The organism is Pseudomonas sp. F-14 TE3623, from assembly GCF_053629015.1.
Genome location: NZ_JBRJHM010000001.1, coordinates 3,615,702 through 3,637,473, shown reverse-complemented (window position 1 = coordinate 3,637,473; position 21,772 = coordinate 3,615,702). Strand labels below are relative to the sequence as shown.

Genomic DNA, 21,772 nt, shown 5'->3' with positions numbered 1-21,772 from the left:
CCGCTCCCACATTTGAATTGTGTTGACCTCAGATACGGGTAGCCCCACGCGCACTGGCCGCAAACTCATCGGCCGGCAGCACATGCTTACGCTCCAGCAGCCGATAAACCACACCCGTCAGCACCAGGCCGAACACCATCACGCAGGACAGGAAGTACAACCCCGACGCCAGATTGCCGGTGTACTCCTTCAACGCACCGATCACGAACGGACCGATGTAGCCGCCGAGGTTGCCCACCGAGTTGATCAACGCGATCCCCGCCGCCGCACTGGCGCCGGCGAAGAAGCGACCCGGCAAGGTCCAGAACACCGCGGTGCAGGAAAACAGCGCGAACGCCACCAGGCACAGTGCCGCCAATTGCAGCACCGGCACCGTCAGCCAGGCGCTGAGGAACAGACCGATGGCGCCCAACACATACAGCACCGCCAAATGACCGTAGCGATCATTCAAGCGATCAGAACTGCGCGGAATAATCAGCAAACCGATGATCCCGAAGATGTACGGCACCGATGACACGAAACCGGTCACCAGATCAGTGCCACCGAACTGCTTGATCAACGTCGGCAACCACAAACCGAGACCGTAGATGCTCAGGGTCACCGGCAGATAGAACAGCGCCAGCAGCAACACACGTTTGTCCTTCAGCGCATGCAGCGGATTGCCGTGGCGGGTCTGGCCGTACACCTCCAGGTCTTTTTTCAGTTCGCCGGTCAGCCAGTCTTTCTCGGACTGGTCCATCCATTTCACCTGTTGCGGGCCGTCCGGCAGGTAACGCAGTACCGGCCAGGTCAGCAGGATCGCGGGTGTACCGATGACGATGAACAGCCACTGCCAACCGTGCAGCCCGAGAATGCCGTCCATGCCCAGCAAGCCGCCGGACACCGGGCCGGTGATCATCATCGCGATGGGTTGGGAAAGGATGAACAACCCGAGGATCTTGCCGCGATGGCGGATCGGGAACCATTGGGTGATGTAGTACAGAACGCCCGGGAAGAACCCGGCTTCGGCCGCGCCGAGCAGAAAGCGCATCACATAGAAGCTGTTCGGTCCCTGGACGAACGCCATGCCGATGGTGATAGCGCCCCAGGTGACCATGATCCGCGCGAACCAGCGCCGGGCGCCGAAGCGGTCGAGCATCAGGTTGCTGGGGATTTCCAGCAGGAAATAACCAATGAAGAACAGCCCGGCACCCAGGCCATAAGCCGCGTCACCCAGGCCGATGTCGGCGCCCATGTGCAGCTTGGCGAAACCTACCGCGGAGCGATCCACATAGGCGATCAGGTACAGCAGGATCAGGAAGGGAATCAGTTTCAGCGTGATGCGACGAATAAGCCGCAGTTCCTGGCTCATGAGTTCGGTCTCCGATTGTTGTTGTTATAGAACCTCGGGGGACGCCTCTCGCAGAAAACCGCCAGGGCCATCCCTCCGTTGAAAACGACTATATAGTAATACTATTTAACCAACAACACTTCCAAACAGCCGAAATTGAGCTTATGTTACGCCGTAGCTCGAACAATATAGTCATACAATAAGAGAACCGATCATGTCTGATAAGAAACCCACCCTGCGCTCCGCCCAATGGTTTGGCACCGCCGACAAGAACGGCTTCATGTACCGCAGCTGGATGAAGAATCAGGGCATCGCCGACCATCAGTTCCACGGCAAGCCGATCATCGGCATTTGCAACACCTGGTCGGAACTGACCCCGTGCAACGCGCATTTCCGGCAAATCGCCGAGCACGTCAAGCGTGGGGTGATCGAAGCCGGCGGCTTCCCAGTGGAATTCCCGGTGTTCTCCAACGGCGAATCGAACCTGCGCCCCACCGCGATGCTCACCCGCAACCTGGCGAGCATGGACGTCGAGGAAGCTATTCGCGGTAACCCGATCGATGGCGTGGTGCTGCTCACCGGCTGCGACAAAACCACCCCGGCGCTGCTGATGGGCGCGGCCAGTTGCGACGTGCCAGCAATCGTCGTCACCGGTGGGCCGATGCTCAACGGCAAGCACAAGGGCAAGGATATCGGCTCGGGCACGGTGGTCTGGCAGCTCAGCGAACAGGTCAAGGCGGGCACCATCACCATTGACGATTTCCTCGCGGCCGAGGGCGGCATGTCACGCTCGGCCGGCACCTGCAACACCATGGGCACGGCCTCGACCATGGCCTGCATGGCCGAAGCCCTCGGCACTTCCCTGCCCCACAACGCGGCGATTCCGGCGGTCGATGCGCGCCGCTATGTGTTGGCACACATGTCCGGCATGCGCGCGGTGGAGATGGTTCGCGAAGATTTGAAACTGTCGAAAATCCTCACCAAGGAAGCCTTCGAAAACGCCATTCGGGTGAACGCCGCCATCGGCGGTTCAACCAACGCGGTGATCCACTTGAAGGCTATCGCCGGGCGCATCGGCGTCGAGCTGGACCTGGATGACTGGACCCGCATCGGTCGCGGCATGCCAACCATCGTCGACCTGCAACCCTCCGGGCGCTTCCTGATGGAAGAGTTCTACTACGCCGGCGGCTTGCCCGCGGTGCTGCGTCGCCTCGGCGAAGCCAACCTGATTCCGAATCCGAATGCCCTCACCGTCAACGGCAAAACCATCGGCGAAAACACCAAGGACGCGCCGATCTACGGCGAGGACGAAGTGATCCGCACCCTCGACAACCCGATCCGCGCCGACGGCGGTATTTGTGTGTTGCGCGGCAATCTGGCGCCACTCGGTGCGGTGCTCAAACCTTCCGCCGCGAGTGCCGAATTGATGCAACATCGTGGCCGTGCGGTGGTGTTCGAGAACTTTGACATGTACAAGGCGCGGATCAACGACCCGGAATTGGACGTGGATGCCAATTCGATTCTGGTGATGAAAAACTGCGGGCCGAAGGGTTATCCGGGCATGGCCGAAGTCGGCAACATGGGATTACCGGCCAAGCTGCTGGCCCAGGGCGTGACCGACATGGTGCGGATTTCCGACGCACGCATGAGCGGCACCGCGTACGGCACGGTTGTACTGCATGTGGCGCCGGAAGCGGCGGCCGGCGGCCCCTTGGCGACAGTGAAGGAAGGCGACTGGATCGAGCTTGATTGCGCCAACGGGCGTTTGCACCTGGACATTCCAGATGCAGAGCTGGCGGCGCGCATGGCGGATCTGCAGCCGCCACAGCAATTGATCGTGGGCGGTTATCGTCAGTTGTACATCGACCATGTGCTGCAGGCGGATCAGGGTTGCGACTTCGACTTCCTGGTTGGTTGCCGAGGGTCCGAAGTGCCGCGCCATTCTCACTGACACCATCAATCTAATGTGGGAGCGGCGGTGCGACGATTCGACTTGCTCGCGAAGAGGCCATCACATTCAACATTGATGTTGACTGATAGTCCGCCTTCGCGAGCAAGCCCGCTCCCACATTTAATCCCCGTATGCTTCAGGACTGCGCTTGCTCTGGCGACCGTCCTCGCCGCGCCTGCTATCATGCGCGGCACCCCATCGCACAGGATCGCGCCGTTCCCCATGGATTACCGCAAACCCTCCGACCGCAAAAGCATGCACTCGCGCATCGTCCAGGAACTGGGCATGCAGATCGTCTCGGGACGTTTCAAACCGGACGACAAACTGCCCGCCGAAGCCCTGCTGTGCGAGGAATACGCGGTCAGCCGGCCGGTGCTGCGCGAAGCCACTCGCGTATTGGTCGCCAAGGGCCTGGTGTATTCCCGTCCGCGGGTCGGCACGGTGGTCAAGCAGCGCAAGGAATGGCACATGCTCGACCCGGACGTGCTGCACTGGCTGATGCAAAGCAGCCCGCAAAATGAATTCTTTGATCTGCTGACCAGCGTGCGCAGCATCATCGAGCCGGCCGCCGCCGCGTTGGCCGCGCAGTTCGCCACAGATGAAGACATCGCCTCCATCGGTGAAGCCTACCAGCGCATGGAAGCGGCACCGACGCCTGAAGCCTTGTTGCAACCGGACCTTGATTTCCACAGCCGCATCGCCGACGCGACTCATAACGACTTGCTGGCGAACCTGTGCAACATGCTGTCGGTGGCGATTGCCGAAGCCTTGAAGCATTCAAATCAACGGCCGAATCTGCATGAATTGGCGATGCCACGGCACAAGGCGATCCTGACCGCTATCGAGAATCGTGATGCGCTGGGCGCGCGGCATGCGACGCTGGTGCAGCTGGATGATGCGCGTAGTGCGCTGAATGTGGTGCTGGGAACCGATCCCTCATAACCGCCACAAATCCAATGTGGGAGCGGGCTTGCTCGCGAAGGCGGAGTATCAGTCGACATCAATGCTGAATGTACAACCGCATTCGCGAGCAAGCACGCTCCCACAGGGGGTCTGTGTCGAACTTGAGGTATAAAAAAGCCGCAACCTTGGTTGCGGCTTTGTTGTTTCAGCAACCGGTCAGTGAGCAAACAGCGAGTTGCCCTTCTGCCCTGCCAGCTTTTCCGGCTTGATCAGGAACCGTGCCAGCGCTGGCAGCAGCCACAACGCGCCGAACATGTTCCAGAGCAGCATGAAGGTCAGCATCAGGCCCATGTCAGCCTGGAACTTGATCGCCGAGAAGATCCAGGTGCACACGCCGATCGCCAGGCACAGACCGGTGAACAGCACGGCCTTACCGGTGGATTTCAGCGTCTGGTAGTACGCCTCTTGCAGCGGCAGACCTGCACGCAGGAAGCTTTCCAGACGGCTGTAGATGTAGATCCCGTAGTCCACGCCAATCCCCACCCCAAGCGCCACCACCGGCAAGGTCGCCACTTTCACGCCGATGCCCATGAACGCCATCAACGCGTTGCCGAGGACCGAGGTCAGTACCAGCGGCAGCACGATGCACAAGGTCGCCGCCCAGGAACGGAAGGTGATCATGCACATGGTCGCGACGCAGATGTACACCAGAATCAGAATGGTCAGTTCGGAGCGTTTGATCACCTCGTTGGTGGCCGCCTCGATCCCGGCATTACCGGCGGCGAGGATGAATTCCAGGCCTTCCTTGTTGTTCTCCTTGGCGAAGTCCTGCACCGCATGCACGGCGCGATCCAGGGTTTCGGCCTTGTGGTCGTTGAGGAACACCAGCACCGGCGCCAAGGAGCAATTGTTGTTGTACAGGCCATCGGCGCGGGCGATGGAGTTGTTCAGCACGTCCGGGTTGCGCGACAGGGTTTCCCATTTCAGGTTGCCCTCGTTCATGCCCTTGATCATCTGCTTGGACACGGTCACCAGCGAGATCGCCGACTGCACGCCCTCGGTGTTCTGCATTTTCCACATCAGCTCGTCGATCGGCGCCATAGCCTCATAACGCGAGCAACCTTCGGACTTGGTCTTGACCATCACCACCAATACATCAGAGCTGGTGGAGTAGTTGTTGATGATGAAGCTGTTGTCCTTGTTGTATCGCGAGTCCGGACGCAGCTCCGGCGCGCCTTGGTCGAGGTCGCCGATTTTCAGGTTCTGGCTGTACCAGAGGCCACCACCGAAAGCGATCAGCGCCAGGGCAATGGAAATCGGTGCGACTTTCGGGCTGGCAAAGTTCGACAGCAGACGCCAGAACGGATGTTCGCGGTGCGCATCTTTCTTGCTGCGTTCGACCGCGCGTTTGCTGATACCGACGTAGGAAATCGCCACCGGCAGCAGGATCAGGTTGGTGAACACGATCACCGCCACGCCGATGGACGCGCCGATGGCCAGCTCACGAATCACGCCAATGTCGATGATCAACAGCGTGATAAAGCCCACCGCATCCGCGAGGATTGCGATCATCCCCGGCAGAAACAGCTGACGGAATGTGCGGCGTGCCGCAGTCAGCGCGTTCTCCGCCTCGCTGGACTGCAGGGCGATACCGTTGATTTTCTGCACGCCGTGGGAAATCCCGATGGCGAAGATCAGAAACGGCACCAGCATCGAATACGGATCAAGCCCGAAACCGAAGAAGTGCATCAGGCCCAACTGCCAGACCACTGCCACCAGCGTGGTGCTCAAAACCGCCACGGTACTGCGCATGCAGTTAGTGAACCAGTACAGCAGGATCAGGGTAATGACGAAGGCGACGCCGAAGAACATTACCACCATGACCAGCCCATCGATCAGGTCGCCGACTTTCTTGGCGAACCCGACAATGTGGATCTTCACGTTGGGGTTCTGGGCTTCGAACTTGTTGCGGATCTTGTCTTCAAGTTCGTGAGAGAACTTGCGGTAATCCAGCGCCAGCAACTTGCCCTGGTCCTGCGGGTCCGGGTAGGACTCCAGCAGCGGGATGTCGACGATGCTCGACTTGAAGTCGTTGGCCACCAGACGCCCGACTTGCCCGGACTTGAGCACGTTGTTACGCAGCAGGTCGAGGCTTTGCTGGGAGCCGTTATAGCTCTGGGGAATCACTTCACCACCGGCGAAGCCCTCCTCCGTCACCTCGGTCCAGCGCACGCTCGGGCTCCACAACGATTTGAGGCCGGAACGGTCGACACCGGAAATGTAAAACACCTCGTCGTTGATCTGACGCAGGGTCTCCATGTATTCCTTGGAGAAGATGTCGCCGTCGGTGGCTTCCACGGAAATCCGCACCGTGTTGCCCAGGTTCGCCAAATCGTTGCGGTGCTCCATCATTTTTTCAATGAACGGATGCTCGAGCGGGATCATTTTTTCGAAACTGGTGGACGGCCGGATCAACGTCGCCTGCCAGAACAGGAAAACGCTGACCAGCAGGCAGATGACGATGACTGCCGGGCGGTTGTTGAAAATCAGGCGTTCAAGAAACGTCGCCTTGTCCTGATGAGGAGTGCTTAAGGATGTCATAGACCCGCCTTCTTATTATTTGCCCGGCTCATTTGGACGACCCGTTTTTTCCATTCTCTGCGCCGGTGGGCGAAGTGACGCGAACGCCACCCTGTCCAGCCAGAATCAGATTGCCGTTGCCTGCCGCAGTCACCGCCGAGACGGAGATGCGATCCGGACGGTTGAACACGCTGAAGGTTTCGCCGTCGTCTGTGCTGCGAATAATGCTGCCGCCGTTGCCGACGATCACGATGGAACCGTCATCGAGCAATGTCGCGCCGGACAGACCGAACTCCAGTGCGCCGCGTGCAGCCTTGAGCTCGACCTGCTCCCAAGTACTGCCGAAATCCGTGGAACGGTAGAGATTGCCGCGCAACCCATAGGCCAGCAGTGTGGCCGGTTGCGCGGTGCCGATCACACCGAACAGCGAGCCTTCATAGGGGCCTTCAAGCCTTTCCCAGGTCTGCCCTTCATCGGTGGAGCGGAACATGCTGCCCTGCTCGCCGACGATGAAAATGCCGGAATCCTTGACCGCAGCAATGGCATTGAGGTGGTACTGGTCTTCGTTGTCGAGGCGATCGCTGACGTTTTCCCAGTTTTTACCGCCATCGGTGGTTTCCAGCAAGGCACCGTAAGCGCCCACGGCAAAGCCGCTGTTAACGTCCTTGAACCAGACGTCGAGCAGCGGCGATTCGCGTGTCAGGTCTTCGAATTGTTTGGTCCAGGTGATGCCACCGTCTTCGCTGGCGAGGATCTGCGCGTCATGGCCAACGGCCCAGCCGTGTTTGTCATCGACAAAAAACACCGCCGTCAGCAGTTGCCGGGTCGGTACTTTGGCCTGGGTCCAGGTCGCGCCCTGGTCATCGGAATACAGAATGTGCCCGCGATCGCCGACCGCCACCAGGCGTTTGCCGGCGTGTACGACATCAAGCATCAGGCCTTTGCTGGCCTTGGCGGACTCAACGGAATAAACCACGTCGGAGGCCGACGCGGCAGCGGCCAGCGCAGGCGCCGACAGCACGGTACAGCCCAACAGCGAGAGCGCTGTAGCCAGCAACGCGAACCTGCGTAACGCCGGCGGGCGGCCAATACTCACACCCATGACAGGCTCACTCATAGACCTTCCCCCACATTATTATTGTTAGGTCGTTCAACCCTTCAGGGCGCCGTAAGGGATGCGCATCGGGATTGACCTATTCAGGAGCATAGTCCTGAAACCCGCAATCCAGAGCCCCTTCGGAAGCTGGCTTATCCTATCGGGGTTTGGAAAGGTCTGACAATCGACACCACGTTATGTTTTGTTAACCTGAGGGGTATGGGGTGGGGGTGAATGATTGGGTATCAGGTGGGGTGATTGGTTTTTTTGTGTACATATCCGTTTCTGCGGTTACGGCGGCTATTGGTTCCGCTCTTACAGCGGGTCACTTTGGAAAAGCGCCAAAGTAACCAAAGCGCTTTTGCCCCTTTCGTTCGGTGCCTCGCCCAGGCTCGGCATGCCCTCGCTCCGGTCCTGCTCCGTGGGCCCGCCGCCATCGGCCATCCATGGCCGGGGGCGGCTAACCCGGCATCCATGCCGGGTTGCCCACTGCGCAGAACCTCCTCTCGGCCTCTCGAGGGGGCGGTGCGTCAACATCAAAAGCTGCAGGCGAGCTAACGCTCGGCCTGTTGAGTGGTGAAAAGCAGAGCGGATATGCTCTGATTTTGGATGTGCTCTGATTTTTTGTGGGAGCTGGCTTGTCGGGTCGCCGCATCGCTGCGATGGCGCCTGTCAGCCGACCAATTTTCCCCGGATGTACCCAGTCCAACTGTGGGAGCGGGCTTGCTCGCGAAGCTGTTGATCTTGCCGTTGCCGTTGCTGTTGCTGTGGCTTTTGATCTTGATCTGCCTGCCCCTTTCCCAGAGGCCGAACGCAGGTATTGCGCAGGGGGCACCGCGGCAAGGATGCCGCGGTAGCCGCCCCCGGCCATGGATGGCCGATGGCGGCGGGCCCCCGGAGCAATGCCTTCGTTATGGCATGCCGAGCCTAAGCGAGGCACCGAATGGAGGGGCAAAGCCTTTTGGTTCCTTTTCGGCGTTTGGAAAAGGGACTCGCTGTAAGAGCGAAACCGCCAGCCACCGTGACCGCAGAAACGGATATGTACACCATCAAAAATCCCGGTCGGCTATCAGGCCGCCTTCGCGAGCAAGCCCGCTCCCACAGGGGTCCGAGTGAACCCTGCGGGAGCAAGGCCAAACTCAGGCCAGGCTTTTGCTGACCACTTCAAACACATCGCTGGACAGTTGCCCCGAAGCGCGAATCCGCTCCAGCTCACCTTTCATCAACGCCTGACGAGCGCTGTCGTATTTGCGCCAGCGAGTCAGCGGCGCCAGTTGGCGAGAGGCGATCTGCGGGTTAAACCCGTTCAACTCGATCACCAGATCCGCCAGGAACCGATACCCGGAACCATCGGCCGCGTGGAAGTTGATCAGGTTCTGCCCGGCAAACGCGCCGATCAGTGCCCGCACCTTGTTCGGATTCTTGATCGTGAACGCCGGGTGTTGCATCAAGGCTTTGACCCGCTCCAGACCGCCCGGCAACGTGCTACCCGCCTGAACGCTGAACCACTGATCCATGACCAGCGGATTGTCCTTGAAGTGTTCGGCGAAGGTCGCCAACGCCGTGGCTTTCTGTTCTTCGAACGGCGAATTCACCACCACCGCCAACGCCGTCAGACGCTCCGTCATGTTGTCGCTGGTGTCGAACTGTTCAAGGGTCGCCGCCAACACTTCCGGCTTGCCGCTGAGCATCAGGTACGACAGCGCAATGTTTTGCAGCGCGCGGCGGGCGAAATGCTCGGCCTCGGCCACATACGGCGTTTTCTTCGAAAGATCGCGATTGGCCTGATAACGCAGCCACAATGCCTCGAACAAGCCTTCAGCCAATTGCTTACGGGCAAACTCGCGGGCCGTGTGAATGGCGTCTACGTCAGCCACTTCACTGATCTCGGTCAGATACGCCTCGCCCGGCAGCGAAAGCATCTCGGCGACCATCGCCTGATCAAGCGTATCGTCGGACAGCACAGTACGCAGCGCAGAAACCAAACGCTGATCCAGCACCAGCGTTTCACCCTTCTGTTGCTGTTCGATCAACTCTTGCAGCACCTGCACCGACAATTGCTGACCGGCATCCCAGCGGTTGAAACCGTCGCTGTCGTGCTGCATCAGGAACATCAGCTGATCGCGGTCGTACGGGAAGCTCAGTTTCACTGGCGCCGAGAAGCCACGCAGCAACGAAGGCAGCGGCTTTTCAGCAATGTCGATGAAGGTGAAGGTCTGCTCGGCCTCAGTCACCGAAATAACCCGCGAGGTGCCTTGAGCACTGGTTTCACCGGCAAGACGCAGGCCAATTTCGCCGCCCTTGCTGTCCAGCAGGCCCAGTTCCACCGGAATCACGAACGGCAGTTTTTCCACCTTGTCCGGGGTTTCCGGGCAGCTCTGGCGGAAGGTCAGGCTGTAGGTTTTCGCTGCGGCGTCGTAGGACTCGCTCACCGCCAAACGTGGTGTGCCGGCCTGGCTGTACCAGCGTTTGAATTGGGTCAGGTCAACACCGTTGGCGTCTTCCATGGCCTTGATGAAGTCGTCGCAGGTCACGGCCTGGCCGTCATGGCGTTCGAAGTACAGGTCGCTGCCTTTGCGGAAACCGTCAGCGCCAAGCAAGGTGTGAATCATGCCGACCACTTCCGAGCCCTTTTCGTACACGGTCAGGGTATAGAAGTTGGAAATCTCGATGAAGCTGTCCGGGCGCACGGCATGAGCCATCGGGCCGGCGTCTTCGGCAAACTGGTGGGTACGCAGGTAAGCCACGTCCTGGATGCGCTTGACCGTGGCCGAGTTCATGTCGGCGGAGAAGCCGGAATCGCGGAACACGGTGAAGCCTTCCTTCAGCGACAACTGGAACCAGTCGCGGCAGGTCACGCGGTTGCCCGACCAGTTGTGGAAGTATTCGTGGGCAACGATCGCTTCCACACGCTGGTGCGCGGCGTCGGTAGCGGTTTCGGCGCGGGCCAGTACGGCGCTGGAGTTGAAGATGTTGAGGCCCTTGTTCTCCATGGCGCCCATGTTGAAGTCGTTGACCGCGACGATCATGAAGATGTCCAGGTCGTACTCGCGACCGTAAACCTCTTCGTCCCAGCGCATCGACTTCTTCAAGCTGTTCATGGCGTGCTGGCACTTGTCGATGTTTTCCGGCTCGACATAGATGCGCAGCGCCACGGAGCGCTCGGTCATGGTGGTGAAGGTGTCTTCGACGCACCACAGGTCACCGGCCACCAGCGCAAACAGGTAAGCCGGTTTCTTGAACGGGTCTTCCCAGGTCGCCCAGTGCCGGCCGTCTTCGCCCGGACCTGAGGCAATCGGGTTGCCGTTGGACAGCAGCACCGGATAGCTGTGCTGCTCGGCGACCACCGTGGTGGTGAACGTGCTCATCACGTCCGGGCGGTCGAGGTAATAGGTGATCTTGCGGAAACCTTCGGCTTCACACTGGGTGCAGAACATGGTGCCGGATTTGTACAGGCCTTCCAGGGCCGTGTTGGTTTCCGGGTGGATCTTGACGCTGGTGTCGACCGTGAAGCTTGTACCCGTTGGTTGCAGGGTCAGGTGATTCTCGGTCAACTGGTAGTCGGCGGCGCTCAGCTCACGGTCGGCCAATGTCACCGACAGCAGCTCGAGTTGCTGACCGTCCAGCACCAGCGGCGGCAGGCCCGGGCCACGTTCAGGATTGCGGCGCATCACCAGTTGCGCATGGACCAGGCTGTGGTCCTCGAACAACTCGAAGGTCAGGTGCGTCTCGTCGATCAGGTACTCAGGCGCCTGATAGTCCTTCAGGTAGATCATCTTCGGTTGTTCGGTGCGCATACTGGAATCCTTACTGATGCACGGCGAGCTGGTAGGCCGTGTATTTACGAATATTGATCACGCCGGTGTCGAAAATCAGGTACTGGCCCTTGATCCCCAGCAGCGTGCCTTCGGCAATCGGGTTCTTGTCCAGGTTGAAGCTGACAATCTTGGCCGGGTATTGCTCGACCGGATAGCGGATCTCGAGCGGTTCGACATCGGTAATGGTCTGGATTGCTTGTAGGCCAAATCGTTCCTGCAAACCTTGCAAACCTTGCGCACAACTTTCAAACAGCTGATCGCGAACCTGCGCCAGGTCCACAGATACGGCATCGCCCTTGAGTAAAGCACGCCAGTTGGTCTTGTCGGCTACCTGGCTGCGGAACAGGTCTTCGACGAAGCCCGACTGCTGACGGGTCGCGACGCGCATGATCGGCAATGCCTGGCTGGCGCCCTGATCGAGCCAACGAGTGGGCAGCTGCGTAGCACGGGTTATGCCGACTTTGATCCCCGACGAATTGGCCAGATACACCACATGATCGGTCATGCAGAATTTTTCGCCCCACGCAGGCTCACGGCACGTGCCGGCATCGTAGTGGCAACGTTCCGGACTCATGATGCAAATGTCGCACTGCGCCAGTTTGGTCATGCACGGGTAGCAGTAACCCTGGCTGAAACTGGTTTTGGTCTTGCGTCCGCAATGGGTGCAGTGGATCGCCCCCAGGTATTCCAGGCGTACCGTGCTGCCGATCAACGGATTGACCGGTACCTCGGCGTCGCCCAGACGAAAGGCGTACTGAACGTTCGGCCCGTCAAGGCGCGCCGACATTTTGCTGATTGCACCGCGGCCAATCTCGATCAATGGATGGCATCCGATTTGAACAGAATGTTTGGCACTTCAATCGACTTCGACTCGCATTCCTGCGGGCCCATGTAGCCGGTGCGCTCTTCCTCGGGCAGGTTCTGGATTTCCCAGGCGATCATCGCTTGCAGAGACAGTTCGCGCTGCTCGGCGGTGAGTTTGCCACCGTCGGACCATTTGCCGATTTCCACCGCCAGTTTCAGGCTCTGGTAGATATCCGGGGTGATGTTTTTGATCATTTCGTTAAAAGAGGACATCAAGGGCTCCGCGCTCTTTAATCACATAGCTTATTTGGAAGTCAGTTTACGGCGGTTGTACAAACCGCCCAACAAACCGGTGAAGCATCCGATGAGTAACCCGCTGACGTGGGCCGCGTTGGCAATCTGGCCGAAGCCGATCATCGAAACCAGCCCGGACAGGCACACCAGCAACCACACCAGCATCATCACCAGCACCCCTCGGGGCAGGCGATACGCCGGGTTCGGCGACAGGATCTGAAAGATCCAGCAATGCCCGAGCAGGCCGTACAGCACCCCGGACAACCCGCCAAACAGGCTCGGGCCGCTGAAAAGGTATTGGGTATAGTTGGACACCAGGCTGAACAGCAGCGTCAGGCCGATCAAATTGATGCTGCCCTGACGCGACTCGATGCGCCGCCCCAATTCCCAGTACCACATGCCATTCATGGCCAGGTGCAGGATGCCGAAGTGGATCAGCATCGGCGTCACCAGACGCCACCACTGCCCCGCCGCCAAGCTGTCGGCCAATGGCGTGAAATGGATGTACTCGCCGACCACGCGGAAATCGAGGAAGGTCAGCCAGCGTATCGTTTCGAGATTCTCGCCAAGCAGCGTCACCATGGCGACGATCAGGCTCAGCAACAGCACCAACGCCGTAGCCTTGCTGTGGCGCAATTGCTCGACGAAGCCTGGACGCTGCCGTGTCTGCGTGATCGGGATATCCAGTTGCTGATCGGGGTCGCCTGCCGGAAAGCGTTCGTACAATGAGCGCACGTCTTCGCTGATGTTGGCCGGCACCCACAGCACCTGTTCGCCCGCCTCTTCGCTGACCCGATGGGGCACTTGCATGCGCTGCAGCAGTTTGACGAACCCGCTCAAATCCACCGCCAGAGGCAGACGCAATACCGCCACCGCCGTCATCGCAACACCTCCGGGCGCTCGACATCGACCCAGACAAATTTATGCGGGTCGAGACGGGTTTCCTGATCCAGACGATAAGCGACCAGTTTGCCGTAGAGCACCGCGCTGTAATCCAGGCACGCCAGGTTCGGACGGATCGGCGCCGGTTTGCCGCTGCGCCAGTAGTGGCCGACGAACAACAACGGCTCATCGACGCCGTAGCGCAGCAAGTTGTCTTTTTCGGTGGAGGACAGTGGCGTCCGGGCCACCGGCTCAGGCAAGGCGTCGGGCTGGAACACGATATCTCCGTAGGTTTGCGGGTCGTCTTCCCAGAACTTGGTGCGGAAAAACGAGCGCGTCAGGCCGTCGCCACTGGTCATGGTCAACCCATGGGGCAAACGCATGTCGGTGCCGCGCAACAGGCGATCGAACACGGTGCAGGCAAAACTGCCCGGCACCGCGGAGGCCTGGAGGAAGTGCTCATCGATGCAACCGTCGGGGAACAACCCGCGTAAAGGCTCGATCAGGCTGGCGTCCCAGCAGGCATGCACTACGCGAAAGCGCCCGGCATCGACGAACAATGGCAATTCATAGAACCATTGCAGGAAGTCATGCCAATCTTCGGGGTGATCTTCAAACTGGGTCAGGGTTTCCTTGAGCAGGCGACCGTGGCGCGGCGTATGTTCACGCACGAACTGCTGGCCGCTGCCCGGTAACGCCGGAGTGCTCCAGCCGAGGGCGTTGAATTCATGGTTGCCCATGATGCACAGCGCCTGGCCGGCCTCGACCATATCGTGGACGATATGTAGCGCCTCGCGAATTCGCGGGCCGCGGTCAATGATGTCGCCGAGGAACACCGCCATGCGCGACGGATGCCGCCAGACGCCAGCCTGCTTGTGGTAACCGAGCCGGTCGAGCAAGTGCTCAAGGGTCAGAGCGCAACCGTGCACGTCACCGATCAGGTCGTAGCTACGCGCGGGATCGAGCATCAGTCGCCTCCACCACCCAACTTGCTGCCCCAGCCGAGCTTGGTCCGGCAGACTTCATAGTAGTTGTGATCGAGCGGATGAATCAGCCGCAGTTTCTGCGCTTTCTTGCTGATAGTGATGGTGTCACCGGGCGCGCAGGTGAAGTGATTCTGCCCGTCACAGGAGACTTGCGGGTAAATCTGCATATCTTTGGACACGACGATTTTCAGCTCACTATTGCCATCGACCACGATCGGTCTACCTGACAAGGTATGGGGGTACATCGGCACAATCACAATAGCGTCGAGCTTGGGATGCATGATCGGGCCGCCCGCCGACAGCGCGTAAGCGGTCGAACCGGTCGGCGTGGCAACGATCAGGCCGTCGGCCTTCTGACTGCAGACGAATTGGCCGTCGATGTACAACTCGAACTCGATCATCCGCGTCGATTTGCCGGGGTGCAGCACCACGTCGTTCAGCGCATCGCCCTGGCCGATGGCCTCGGCGTGGCGACGGACTTCGGCTTGCAGCAGGAAGCGGTTTTCCACCAGATAGTGGCCGTCGAGCACTTCGGCGACTTTGACTTCCAGCTCATCGGGACGAATATCGGTCAGGAATCCCAGGCTGCCCCGGTTGATGCCGAGCACCGGAATATTGTGTCGGGCCAACGCCCGGGCGGCGCCCAGCAGACTGCCGTCACCACCGACCACAATCACCATGTCACAGACTTCGCCAAGCATCTTGCGCGACGAAGTTTGCAGGCCATGACCCGGCAGGACTTCGGCGATGGTGTCTTCGAGGATCACGTGCAGGTGACGATCGAGCAGAAACCGTTTCAGTCGGCGGACGGTATCCAGCACCTGAGAACTGCCCAGGCGACCGATGATGCCGATATTACGAAATTGCTCCATGGGGCTCCTATTGGGACGCGGAGGGCCTGCGACGGCGAAAAACACGATTATGGGCGAAAGCGCGGCGTAGACAAAACCCTTTCAGCCACGACGGTGCGCTCGCGTTTCGGGCTATGCTCGCAAGATGATCCTATTTCCAGATTTGCTCCAGTTACCTCACCAGTTGCGCCACCCTGAAGTGCGCGACCTGGCTTGGGTCATCCTCGCACCGCCGATGCTCAGCGTCACCCCGTGGCCACAGCGTCATCCGCTGGCGGGCAGCGACTGGGTGCAGGCACCGGAGCGCCTGGAACACTGGCTCAGGCAACTGGATCGCGACAGCTACGACTTGCTGCACTGGCTGGCCCAGGCCAGAACCCGGCGCCTGGGTCTGTACTACGAGCGGCTGTGGCAATACGCCGTGCGACACGCGCCGGGTATCGAACTGATTGCCGCCAACATGCCGATCCGCCGTGAAGGCCACACCTTGGGTGAACTGGACATGCTGCTGCGTGATCGCGATGGCGTGCATCACCTGGAACTGGCGATCAAGCTCTACCTTGGGCCACAGAACGGTGACGGCCACGACACCGCGCAGTGGCTCGGACCGGGTTGTCATGATCGGCTCGACCGTAAACTGAAGCACCTGAGCCAGCATCAATTACCGATTTCCGCGCGGGCGGAGAGCCGTGCAGTGCTGGCGTCGCTAGATATCCAGCAGTTCAGCGCGCATCTGTGGCTGGGCGGCTATCTGCTCTATCCGTGGCCGGGGCAGGCCGAATCACCCAGCGGCGCGCACCCTCAGCATTTGCGTGGTAGCTGGCTGCATCAGAAGGATTGGGCGGACTTTGTCCTGCAGCGCCCATTCGGTCGCTGGCAACCCCTGCCCCGCCATGCCTGGCTGGCGCCGGCGCACTATCCCGAAGAGCAGACCTGGAACGCTGAACAACTGAGTGCATGGCTGAGCGATCTGGACCCGCTGGCACCGGCGCAATTGATGGTGCGGCTGACAGAGAATGGCAAAGGGGATTGGGAAGAAGCCGAGCGGCTGTTTCTGGTATCCGATCTTTGGCCGAATGTGCCGGGTAATGGTTGAGTTTTGTAGCGTCTGGGCGGGCGTTTTCGCGGGCAAGCCTCGCTCCTACAAGGACCTTCGCCATAAGGAGATCCAATGTGGGAGCGGGCTTGCTCGCGAAGACGGTGTGTCAATCGACATAAACGTTGAATGTTAAACTGCATTCGCGAGCAAGCCCGCTCCCACAGGGATTGTGGCTGACACAACAACTAATCAGCGCCACATAACGGGTCATTGCTTTTTATGCTGCTCAACCCACTGCGCATACGCATCGATGAATTTCTGCAAGAACGGCCTGACCGACTCCGACAAATTGCCCGCCTCGTCGAACGCTGAACCGGCACCGCCCAGATAGGCTTCAGGCTGTTGCATACACGGCACATTGAGAAACACCATGGACTGGCGCACGTTGTGGTTGGCGCCAAATCCGCCAACGGCGCCCGGTGAAGCGCTGATCACCGCACCCGGCTTGCCGTTCCAGGCGCTCTTGCCATAGGGGCGCGAACCCACGTCGATCGCATTCTTCAACGGCGCCGGCACCGAACGGTTATATTCCGGGGTCACGAACAGCACCGCGTCGGATGAACTCACTTGTTGTCGGAAAGTGCTGTAGGCTGCCGGCGGTGATTCGCCATCGATGTCTTCGTTGTAGAGCGGCAAATCGCCGATTTCGACGATATTCAGCTTCAGATTGGCAGGCGCCAGCTCGGCCAGCGCCAGCGCGACCTTGCGGTTGATCGACGCTTTTCTCAGGCTGCCGACCAGAACGGCGATCTCGTAGACGTTGCTCATGGAGGATTCTCGACTGTCCGATGGGAAGAGCTTCTAGTTATAGATGATCAAATGACGATTCAACCAGTGGGCGACGGAAAAACACCGCCCCTGACTATTTTTTTCCTGTAGGAAAACTTACCTCGCCCAACCACGGTCTACAGAACCGCAAATTGAGTGATTTATCTCCAGAGGTTCTAAGCAGATGGCAGCAGTACTCGTCGGTCAGTTCCATGCAAGAGACGCGGAAGGCCGCGTTTATTCCGTGCATGAGTTCCAGGAATCCACCCCGTCGCACGACGGCCTCGCCGGCTCGGTGCCTGTCACCACCTATAAGCTGGCCATTGGCGACCGGCTCAACAAACTCGACGACAACGAATTTGTGCTGGTGCAATCAGGCGTCACCCTCACTCGCGAACCTGAAACGAACGTGGCCTCATAACCCGCTGTTATGAGCAGAAGTCATATGCGCGCACTTGAGTTAGGATTCAGTGACTGACTCCCTCACCTGCTGAACATGGACTTCACGCATGCGTTTACGTCATATCGAAGTGATCCAGGCGCTCCTGCAGACCGGTCACCTGGGCACCGCCGCCGAATGGCTGCAGCTGCCGGTGGCCGAGGTTGAACGCACCCTGCGTGATGCCGAGGATCAGTTGGGCTTCATGCTGTTCGCCAGCGTGCGTGGTCGCCTGCAAGCCACGCGCGAGGCGCGGGAGTTGCAGGTCGAGATCGCCCACGTCTACGAAGCCCTCGAGCCGGTCCAGCGACTGGCCAGCAGCCTCAAGCAATATTTGGCCCTGCCCCTGCGAATCATCTGCACCCCGCCGTTGGCACAACAACTGTTGCCACACAGCATTGCGGCCCTGCGCCGACGCCTCCCCGACGCACCTTGCACCCTCCTGAGCCAGCCGACCCGCGAAATTGTCAGAAGCCTGCTGCTGCGTGAAAGCGATCTGGGCCTGAGCCTGCATGACCCGGAGCACGCCGATATCCATTGCCAGGTCATCGCTCAAGGCAAGCTCCAGCTGCTGGCGCCCCATGGCTGGCTGCAACCGAAACAGAAGTACATCTCGCTGCAGGACCTGGCCGGCCAGTCGATGGTAGGCCTGGAAGGTCACGATCCGTTAAGCCCGGCGCTGGACAACAAGCTGCATGCGCTGCGCCCTGCCCCGGTCATCCAGACCCGGGTACAGACTCATCAAATGATGCGCAGCATGGTCGAGGCCGGTGAAGGCCTGGCGATCGTCGACCCGTTTACCGCCCTCGGCGCCAAATCGGCCGGGCTCGATGCCTGCCCACTGGCGCCTGCCGTACCGATCAACGTCTATGCCTTGAGCCTCAAGAGCGCCGAGCCCTCACCGGCCGCTCAGGCGCTGCTGGACATCATCACGGAACAAGCCGTGGCGATGCTGGCGAGCTGAGCGGGTTTTCCAGCGGATTATCGAACAGCCGATACCAGAACAGCGCCACCTCAGCGGTGTTCGGATCGATCCCGCGGTAGCGCAGATGATCGATCCCGCCGACCACATAGCCACAGCGCTCATAAAGCCGACAGGCGCCCAGGTTGTTGTTCTGGGTTTCCAGCATGATGCCCGGCAGTTTTTTCTTGCGACTCCAGAACTGCGCCACATCCAGCAGCGACTTGGCCACGCCATGACGGCGCGCCGGAGCATGCACCGCCAATTCGTCGATATGGGCGAAGCCGTTCCAGTTGGTGCTGACCACCAAATGACCCACCGGCTCGTCATCCAGATAGGCCATGAAAATCGCGCTGTCAGTGGCATCGTGAAAACTGCTGAATTCCTCGGGATCGATGCCATAACACTTGCGATACGGGGTGATTGGCGTCACCGGCCACTGCGCCACCGGCTTACCTATTTGCGCGGCACCATAGGCGGCGACTTCAAAACTGAAATCACTGCCCCAGATATAAGCCGCAAACCCCTCATCGGCGACACGCACCGAGAGGCCTGGGTATTTGGGATTCATGACTGGTTGCATACTCGGAAAGGTCCTCATTCCTTGATGCAATCGACGGTGTAGTGCCGTCCATTGCCCTCGTCTTCGTGTTGCAAGCCATGCACATCGGCGACAAATCCGGGGAAACTACTGTCGAACGTACGGGCAAACTTCAGGTAATCGATGATCGAACGGGTCGACTCGGTGAAACGCTCGCCGGGCATGATCAACGGGATCCCCGGCGGGTATGGCACCAGCATTACCGCTGCGATCCGCCCGTCCAGAGCATCGATCGAAACAGCCTCAACCTCCCCGCGTACCAATTGATCATAGGCGTCCGCCGGCTTCATCGCGACTTCCGGCAGTACGGTGTACATGCGTTTGAGGTGTTTGGCCGTGGCGTTGCTGCGATAACAGGCGTGCAATTGATCACACAGATCACGCAAACCCATGCCTTGATAACGGGCAATATTGTGTTGCGCCACGCACGGCAGGCAGTTGGCCAGGCTGACGTTGGCGTCGTAACTGCGCTTGAACTCCAGCAACTCGGTTAGCAACGTGCTCCATTTGCCCTTGGTAATGCCCATGGAGAACAGCACCAGGAAGGAATATAGCCCGGTCTTTTCCACGACCAGCCCGCGTTCCCAGAGGAATTTGCTGACCACCGCCGCCGGAATCCCGCGCGCGCTCAGGGCACCACCTGCCGTCAAACCCGGCATCACCAGCGTGACCTTGATCGGATCGAGCAACACGTAGTCGTCGGTCACGCCGCCAAAGCCGTGCCAATCGGCGTCGGGTTGCAGCAACCAGTCTTCGGTGACCACCTGCTCGATACCTTCGGCCGAAGGTGGTTGCCAGATGGAAAACCACCAGTCATCGGCGGCGATATGCTGACGCAGATTGGCCAGGGCCCGGCGAAAACTCAGGGCCTCGTCGAACATTTCCTGCAACAGCGAACGCCCGGCTGGTCCTTCCATCATCGCCGAGGCCACGTCCAGCGAGGCGATGATGCTGTATTGCGGCGAGGTCGAGATGTGCATCATGAACGCTTCGTTGAAACGGTCGCGATCCAGCTGCCGCGCGCCGCCGTCCTGAACATGAATCATCGACGCCTGGCTGAACGCCGCCAGTAGTTTGTGCGTTGAGTGCGTTGTGAACACCAGCGGGCTGTCTTCGCTACGAGAGGTGCCCATGCCGTAACGGCCGGCGAAGAACTCGTGGAACGCCGCGTAGGCGTACCAGGCCTCGTCGAAATGCAGCACCTCGACGCTGTTGCCCAAACTTTGCTTGATCAGCTCGGCGTTGTAACAGAGGCCGTCGTAAGTCGAGTTGGTCACCACCGCCAACTTGACCTTGGGCTCGCGGCCCTGGGTCAGCGGGCTGGCGTCGATCTTGGCCTGGATCGATTCGCGGCTGAATTCGCTCAACGGAATCGGCCCGATAATCCCCAGCTCATTGCGCTCCGGGCACAGGTACAGCGGGATCGCGCCAGTCATGATGATCGAGTGCAGCACCGACTTGTGGCAGTTGCGATCTACCAGCACCAGATCATCGCGGGCCACCATGGAATGCCAGACGATCTTGTTGGCGGTCGAGGTGCCATTGATCACGAAAAAGGTGTGATCAGCGCCGAAATTGCGCGCTGCTCTCGCTTCCGCCTCGGCCAGCGGGCCAGTGTGATCGAGTAGCGAACCGAGTTCCGGTACCGACACCGATAAATCCGAACGCAGGGTGTTTTCCCCGAAAAACTGGTGAAACGCCTGCCCTACCGGGCTCTTGTGATACGCCACGCCACCGCCATGGCCGGGGGTGTGCCAGGAATAATTGGAGTCGGCGGTGTGCTGCACCAGCGCCTTGAAGAACGGCGGCAACAGACCGTCCAGATATTTGCGCGCCGCACGGGCGACCTGACGGGCGAGGAAGGGCACGGTGTCTTCAAACAAATAAAGAATGCCGCGCAGTTGATTGAGCTCGGCCATGGCGTCGGCCGGGGCATTTTCCAGGGTCACCTGCTCACCGAGGGCAAAGATCGGCAGGTCCGGTGCCCGAACCCGTGCCAGGCGGATCAGCTCGGCCATGTTATGTAGAAGATGAGCATTGGTGCTGGCGTCTTCGGCGGCAATCAACATGCAAGAGAGGCCGTGATGAGTCGAGGCGACCAGACGCCCTTCGTTGTAATCGACCGCCGAGACGATGCTGAAGCCTTCCTGCTCAAGCTCCCGGGCGATGCCACGCACGCAATCACCGGCAACGGTGTCGGCTTTGATGTCGCGGTGGACGATCAGCACCGGGAATTTCAAATCTTTATACATGGGGCTCGGTGTCCTGAGGCGGCAGACCGTGGCCTGCCAATAACCTCAGGGTAGAGGGTTGAAGCGCATGTGGCGAGCGGGATGCCCTGAAGTGGGGCATTGGTTGCGTTTGCGAAGATCAAAAGATCGCAGCCTGCGGCAGCTCCTACAGGATCGG

At 59.8% G+C, this 21,772-nt stretch carries 17 protein-coding genes; 5 read left to right on the top strand and 12 right to left on the bottom strand.

Going from position 1 to position 21,772, the window contains the following annotated elements:
* Positions 1–28: 28 nt before the first annotated feature.
* On the bottom strand, positions 29–1,351 hold the full coding sequence (locus AB7M29_RS17020) for an MFS transporter (protein WP_217854717.1): 1,323 nt from the start codon (positions 1,349–1,351) through the stop codon (positions 29–31).
* A 193-nt stretch (positions 1,352–1,544) separates the two neighbouring features.
* Between AB7M29_RS17020 and AB7M29_RS17015 the strand changes: the two genes are divergently transcribed.
* Positions 1,545–3,281: an IlvD/Edd family dehydratase gene (locus tag AB7M29_RS17015; RefSeq protein WP_217854716.1), complete on the top strand. Its 1,737-nt coding sequence runs from the start codon at positions 1,545–1,547 to the stop codon at positions 3,279–3,281.
* 222 nt (positions 3,282–3,503) lie between these two features.
* Positions 3,504–4,223 carry a FadR/GntR family transcriptional regulator gene (locus AB7M29_RS17010; protein WP_032835696.1) on the top strand — a complete coding sequence of 240 codons (720 nt, stop codon included), beginning with the start codon at positions 3,504–3,506 and terminating at the stop codon, positions 4,221–4,223.
* Positions 4,224–4,400: 177 nt separating this feature from the next.
* Here the strand turns inward: AB7M29_RS17010 and AB7M29_RS17005 are convergent, their stop codons facing one another.
* The 8 genes from AB7M29_RS17005 to AB7M29_RS16970 form a co-directional block, all read right to left on the bottom strand.
* Complete coding sequence (locus AB7M29_RS17005) at positions 4,401–6,785, bottom strand: efflux RND transporter permease subunit (RefSeq protein WP_048394525.1); 2,385 nt, start codon at positions 6,783–6,785, stop codon at positions 4,401–4,403.
* 28 nt (positions 6,786–6,813) lie between these two features.
* A complete protein-coding gene (locus tag AB7M29_RS17000) occupies positions 6,814–7,881 on the bottom strand; it encodes a WD40/YVTN/BNR-like repeat-containing protein (protein WP_454247354.1) in 1,068 nt (355 codons plus the stop codon).
* A gap of 1,118 nt (positions 7,882–8,999) precedes the next feature.
* Positions 9,000–11,657, bottom strand: a complete 2,658-nt coding sequence (pepN, locus tag AB7M29_RS16995) for an aminopeptidase N (protein WP_454247353.1) — start codon at positions 11,655–11,657, stop codon at positions 9,000–9,002.
* 10 nt (positions 11,658–11,667) lie between these two features.
* Positions 11,668–12,498 (bottom strand): DUF2797 domain-containing protein, encoded by an 831-nt coding sequence (locus AB7M29_RS16990; RefSeq protein ID WP_454247352.1) that lies wholly within the window; start codon positions 12,496–12,498, stop codon positions 11,668–11,670.
* Positions 12,495–12,755 (bottom strand): YeaC family protein, encoded by a 261-nt coding sequence (locus AB7M29_RS16985; RefSeq protein ID WP_038984092.1) that lies wholly within the window; start codon positions 12,753–12,755, stop codon positions 12,495–12,497. Before AB7M29_RS16985 ends, AB7M29_RS16990 begins: the two co-directional genes overlap by 4 nt.
* Positions 12,756–12,785: 30 nt before the next feature.
* Positions 12,786–13,658: a rhomboid family intramembrane serine protease gene (locus tag AB7M29_RS16980; protein WP_454247351.1), complete on the bottom strand. Its 873-nt coding sequence runs from the start codon at positions 13,656–13,658 to the stop codon at positions 12,786–12,788.
* Positions 13,655–14,629 (bottom strand): metallophosphoesterase, encoded by a 975-nt coding sequence (locus AB7M29_RS16975; protein ID WP_195840098.1) that lies wholly within the window; start codon positions 14,627–14,629, stop codon positions 13,655–13,657. The genes AB7M29_RS16980 and AB7M29_RS16975 overlap by 4 nt, the downstream gene beginning before the upstream one ends.
* Positions 14,626–15,516 carry an NAD(+) kinase gene (locus AB7M29_RS16970; protein ID WP_007906781.1) on the bottom strand — a complete coding sequence of 297 codons (891 nt, stop codon included), beginning with the start codon at positions 15,514–15,516 and terminating at the stop codon, positions 14,626–14,628. Before AB7M29_RS16970 ends, AB7M29_RS16975 begins: the two co-directional genes overlap by 4 nt.
* 124 nt (positions 15,517–15,640) lie before the next feature.
* Between AB7M29_RS16970 and AB7M29_RS16965 the strand changes: the two genes are divergently transcribed.
* Positions 15,641–16,591 (top strand): DUF1853 family protein, encoded by a 951-nt coding sequence (locus AB7M29_RS16965; protein WP_217854711.1) that lies wholly within the window; start codon positions 15,641–15,643, stop codon positions 16,589–16,591.
* Positions 16,592–16,801: 210 nt separating this feature from the next.
* Here the strand turns inward: AB7M29_RS16965 and AB7M29_RS16960 are convergent, their stop codons facing one another.
* A complete protein-coding gene (locus tag AB7M29_RS16960; RefSeq protein ID WP_052964269.1) occupies positions 16,802–17,362 on the bottom strand; it encodes an NADPH-dependent FMN reductase in 561 nt (186 codons plus the stop codon).
* A 184-nt stretch (positions 17,363–17,546) separates the two neighbouring features.
* On the opposite strand from AB7M29_RS16960, the gene AB7M29_RS16955 reads away from it, so the two are divergent.
* Positions 17,547–17,783: a hypothetical protein gene (locus AB7M29_RS16955; protein WP_052964268.1), complete on the top strand. Its 237-nt coding sequence runs from the start codon at positions 17,547–17,549 to the stop codon at positions 17,781–17,783.
* A gap of 88 nt (positions 17,784–17,871) precedes the next feature.
* Positions 17,872–18,765, top strand: coding sequence for a LysR substrate-binding domain-containing protein (locus AB7M29_RS16950; protein ID WP_454247350.1), 894 nt, complete (start codon positions 17,872–17,874; stop codon positions 18,763–18,765).
* Here AB7M29_RS16950 and AB7M29_RS16945 read toward each other — a convergent pair.
* Complete coding sequence (locus tag AB7M29_RS16945) at positions 18,731–19,345, bottom strand: GNAT family N-acetyltransferase (RefSeq protein WP_052964266.1); 615 nt, start codon at positions 19,343–19,345, stop codon at positions 18,731–18,733. The genes AB7M29_RS16950 and AB7M29_RS16945 overlap by 35 nt on opposite strands.
* Positions 19,346–19,359: 14 nt before the next feature.
* On the bottom strand, positions 19,360–21,615 hold the full coding sequence (locus AB7M29_RS16940) for an Orn/Lys/Arg family decarboxylase (protein WP_454247349.1): 2,256 nt from the start codon (positions 21,613–21,615) through the stop codon (positions 19,360–19,362).
* Positions 21,616–21,772 lie beyond the last annotated feature (157 nt).

Excerpts from the sequence above, each read along its gene's own strand:
- AB7M29_RS16955 (WP_052964268.1), top strand. The coding sequence starts at position 17,547 with ATGGCAGCAGTACTCGTCGGTCAGTTCCATGCAAGAGACGCGGAAGGC.
- AB7M29_RS17000 (WP_454247354.1), bottom strand. The coding sequence starts at position 7,881 with ATGAGTGAGCCTGTCATGGGTGTGAGTATTGGCCGCCCGCCGGCGTTA.
- AB7M29_RS16940 (WP_454247349.1), bottom strand. The coding sequence starts at position 21,615 with ATGTATAAAGATTTGAAATTCCCGGTGCTGATCGTCCACCGCGACATC.
- AB7M29_RS16960 (WP_052964269.1), bottom strand. The coding sequence starts at position 17,362 with ATGAGCAACGTCTACGAGATCGCCGTTCTGGTCGGCAGCCTGAGAAAA.
- AB7M29_RS16970 (WP_007906781.1), bottom strand. The coding sequence starts at position 15,516 with ATGGAGCAATTTCGTAATATCGGCATCATCGGTCGCCTGGGCAGTTCT.
- AB7M29_RS16950 (WP_454247350.1), top strand. The coding sequence starts at position 17,872 with ATGCGTTTACGTCATATCGAAGTGATCCAGGCGCTCCTGCAGACCGGT.
- AB7M29_RS17005 (WP_048394525.1), bottom strand. The coding sequence starts at position 6,785 with ATGACATCCTTAAGCACTCCTCATCAGGACAAGGCGACGTTTCTTGAA.
- AB7M29_RS17020 (WP_217854717.1), bottom strand. The coding sequence starts at position 1,351 with ATGAGCCAGGAACTGCGGCTTATTCGTCGCATCACGCTGAAACTGATT.
- pepN (WP_454247353.1), bottom strand. The coding sequence starts at position 11,657 with ATGCGCACCGAACAACCGAAGATGATCTACCTGAAGGACTATCAGGCG.
- AB7M29_RS16945 (WP_052964266.1), bottom strand. The coding sequence starts at position 19,345 with ATGCAACCAGTCATGAATCCCAAATACCCAGGCCTCTCGGTGCGTGTC.
- AB7M29_RS16965 (WP_217854711.1), top strand. The coding sequence starts at position 15,641 with ATGATCCTATTTCCAGATTTGCTCCAGTTACCTCACCAGTTGCGCCAC.
- AB7M29_RS17010 (WP_032835696.1), top strand. The coding sequence starts at position 3,504 with ATGGATTACCGCAAACCCTCCGACCGCAAAAGCATGCACTCGCGCATC.
- AB7M29_RS16985 (WP_038984092.1), bottom strand. The coding sequence starts at position 12,755 with ATGTCCTCTTTTAACGAAATGATCAAAAACATCACCCCGGATATCTAC.
- AB7M29_RS16980 (WP_454247351.1), bottom strand. The coding sequence starts at position 13,658 with ATGACGGCGGTGGCGGTATTGCGTCTGCCTCTGGCGGTGGATTTGAGC.
- AB7M29_RS17015 (WP_217854716.1), top strand. The coding sequence starts at position 1,545 with ATGTCTGATAAGAAACCCACCCTGCGCTCCGCCCAATGGTTTGGCACC.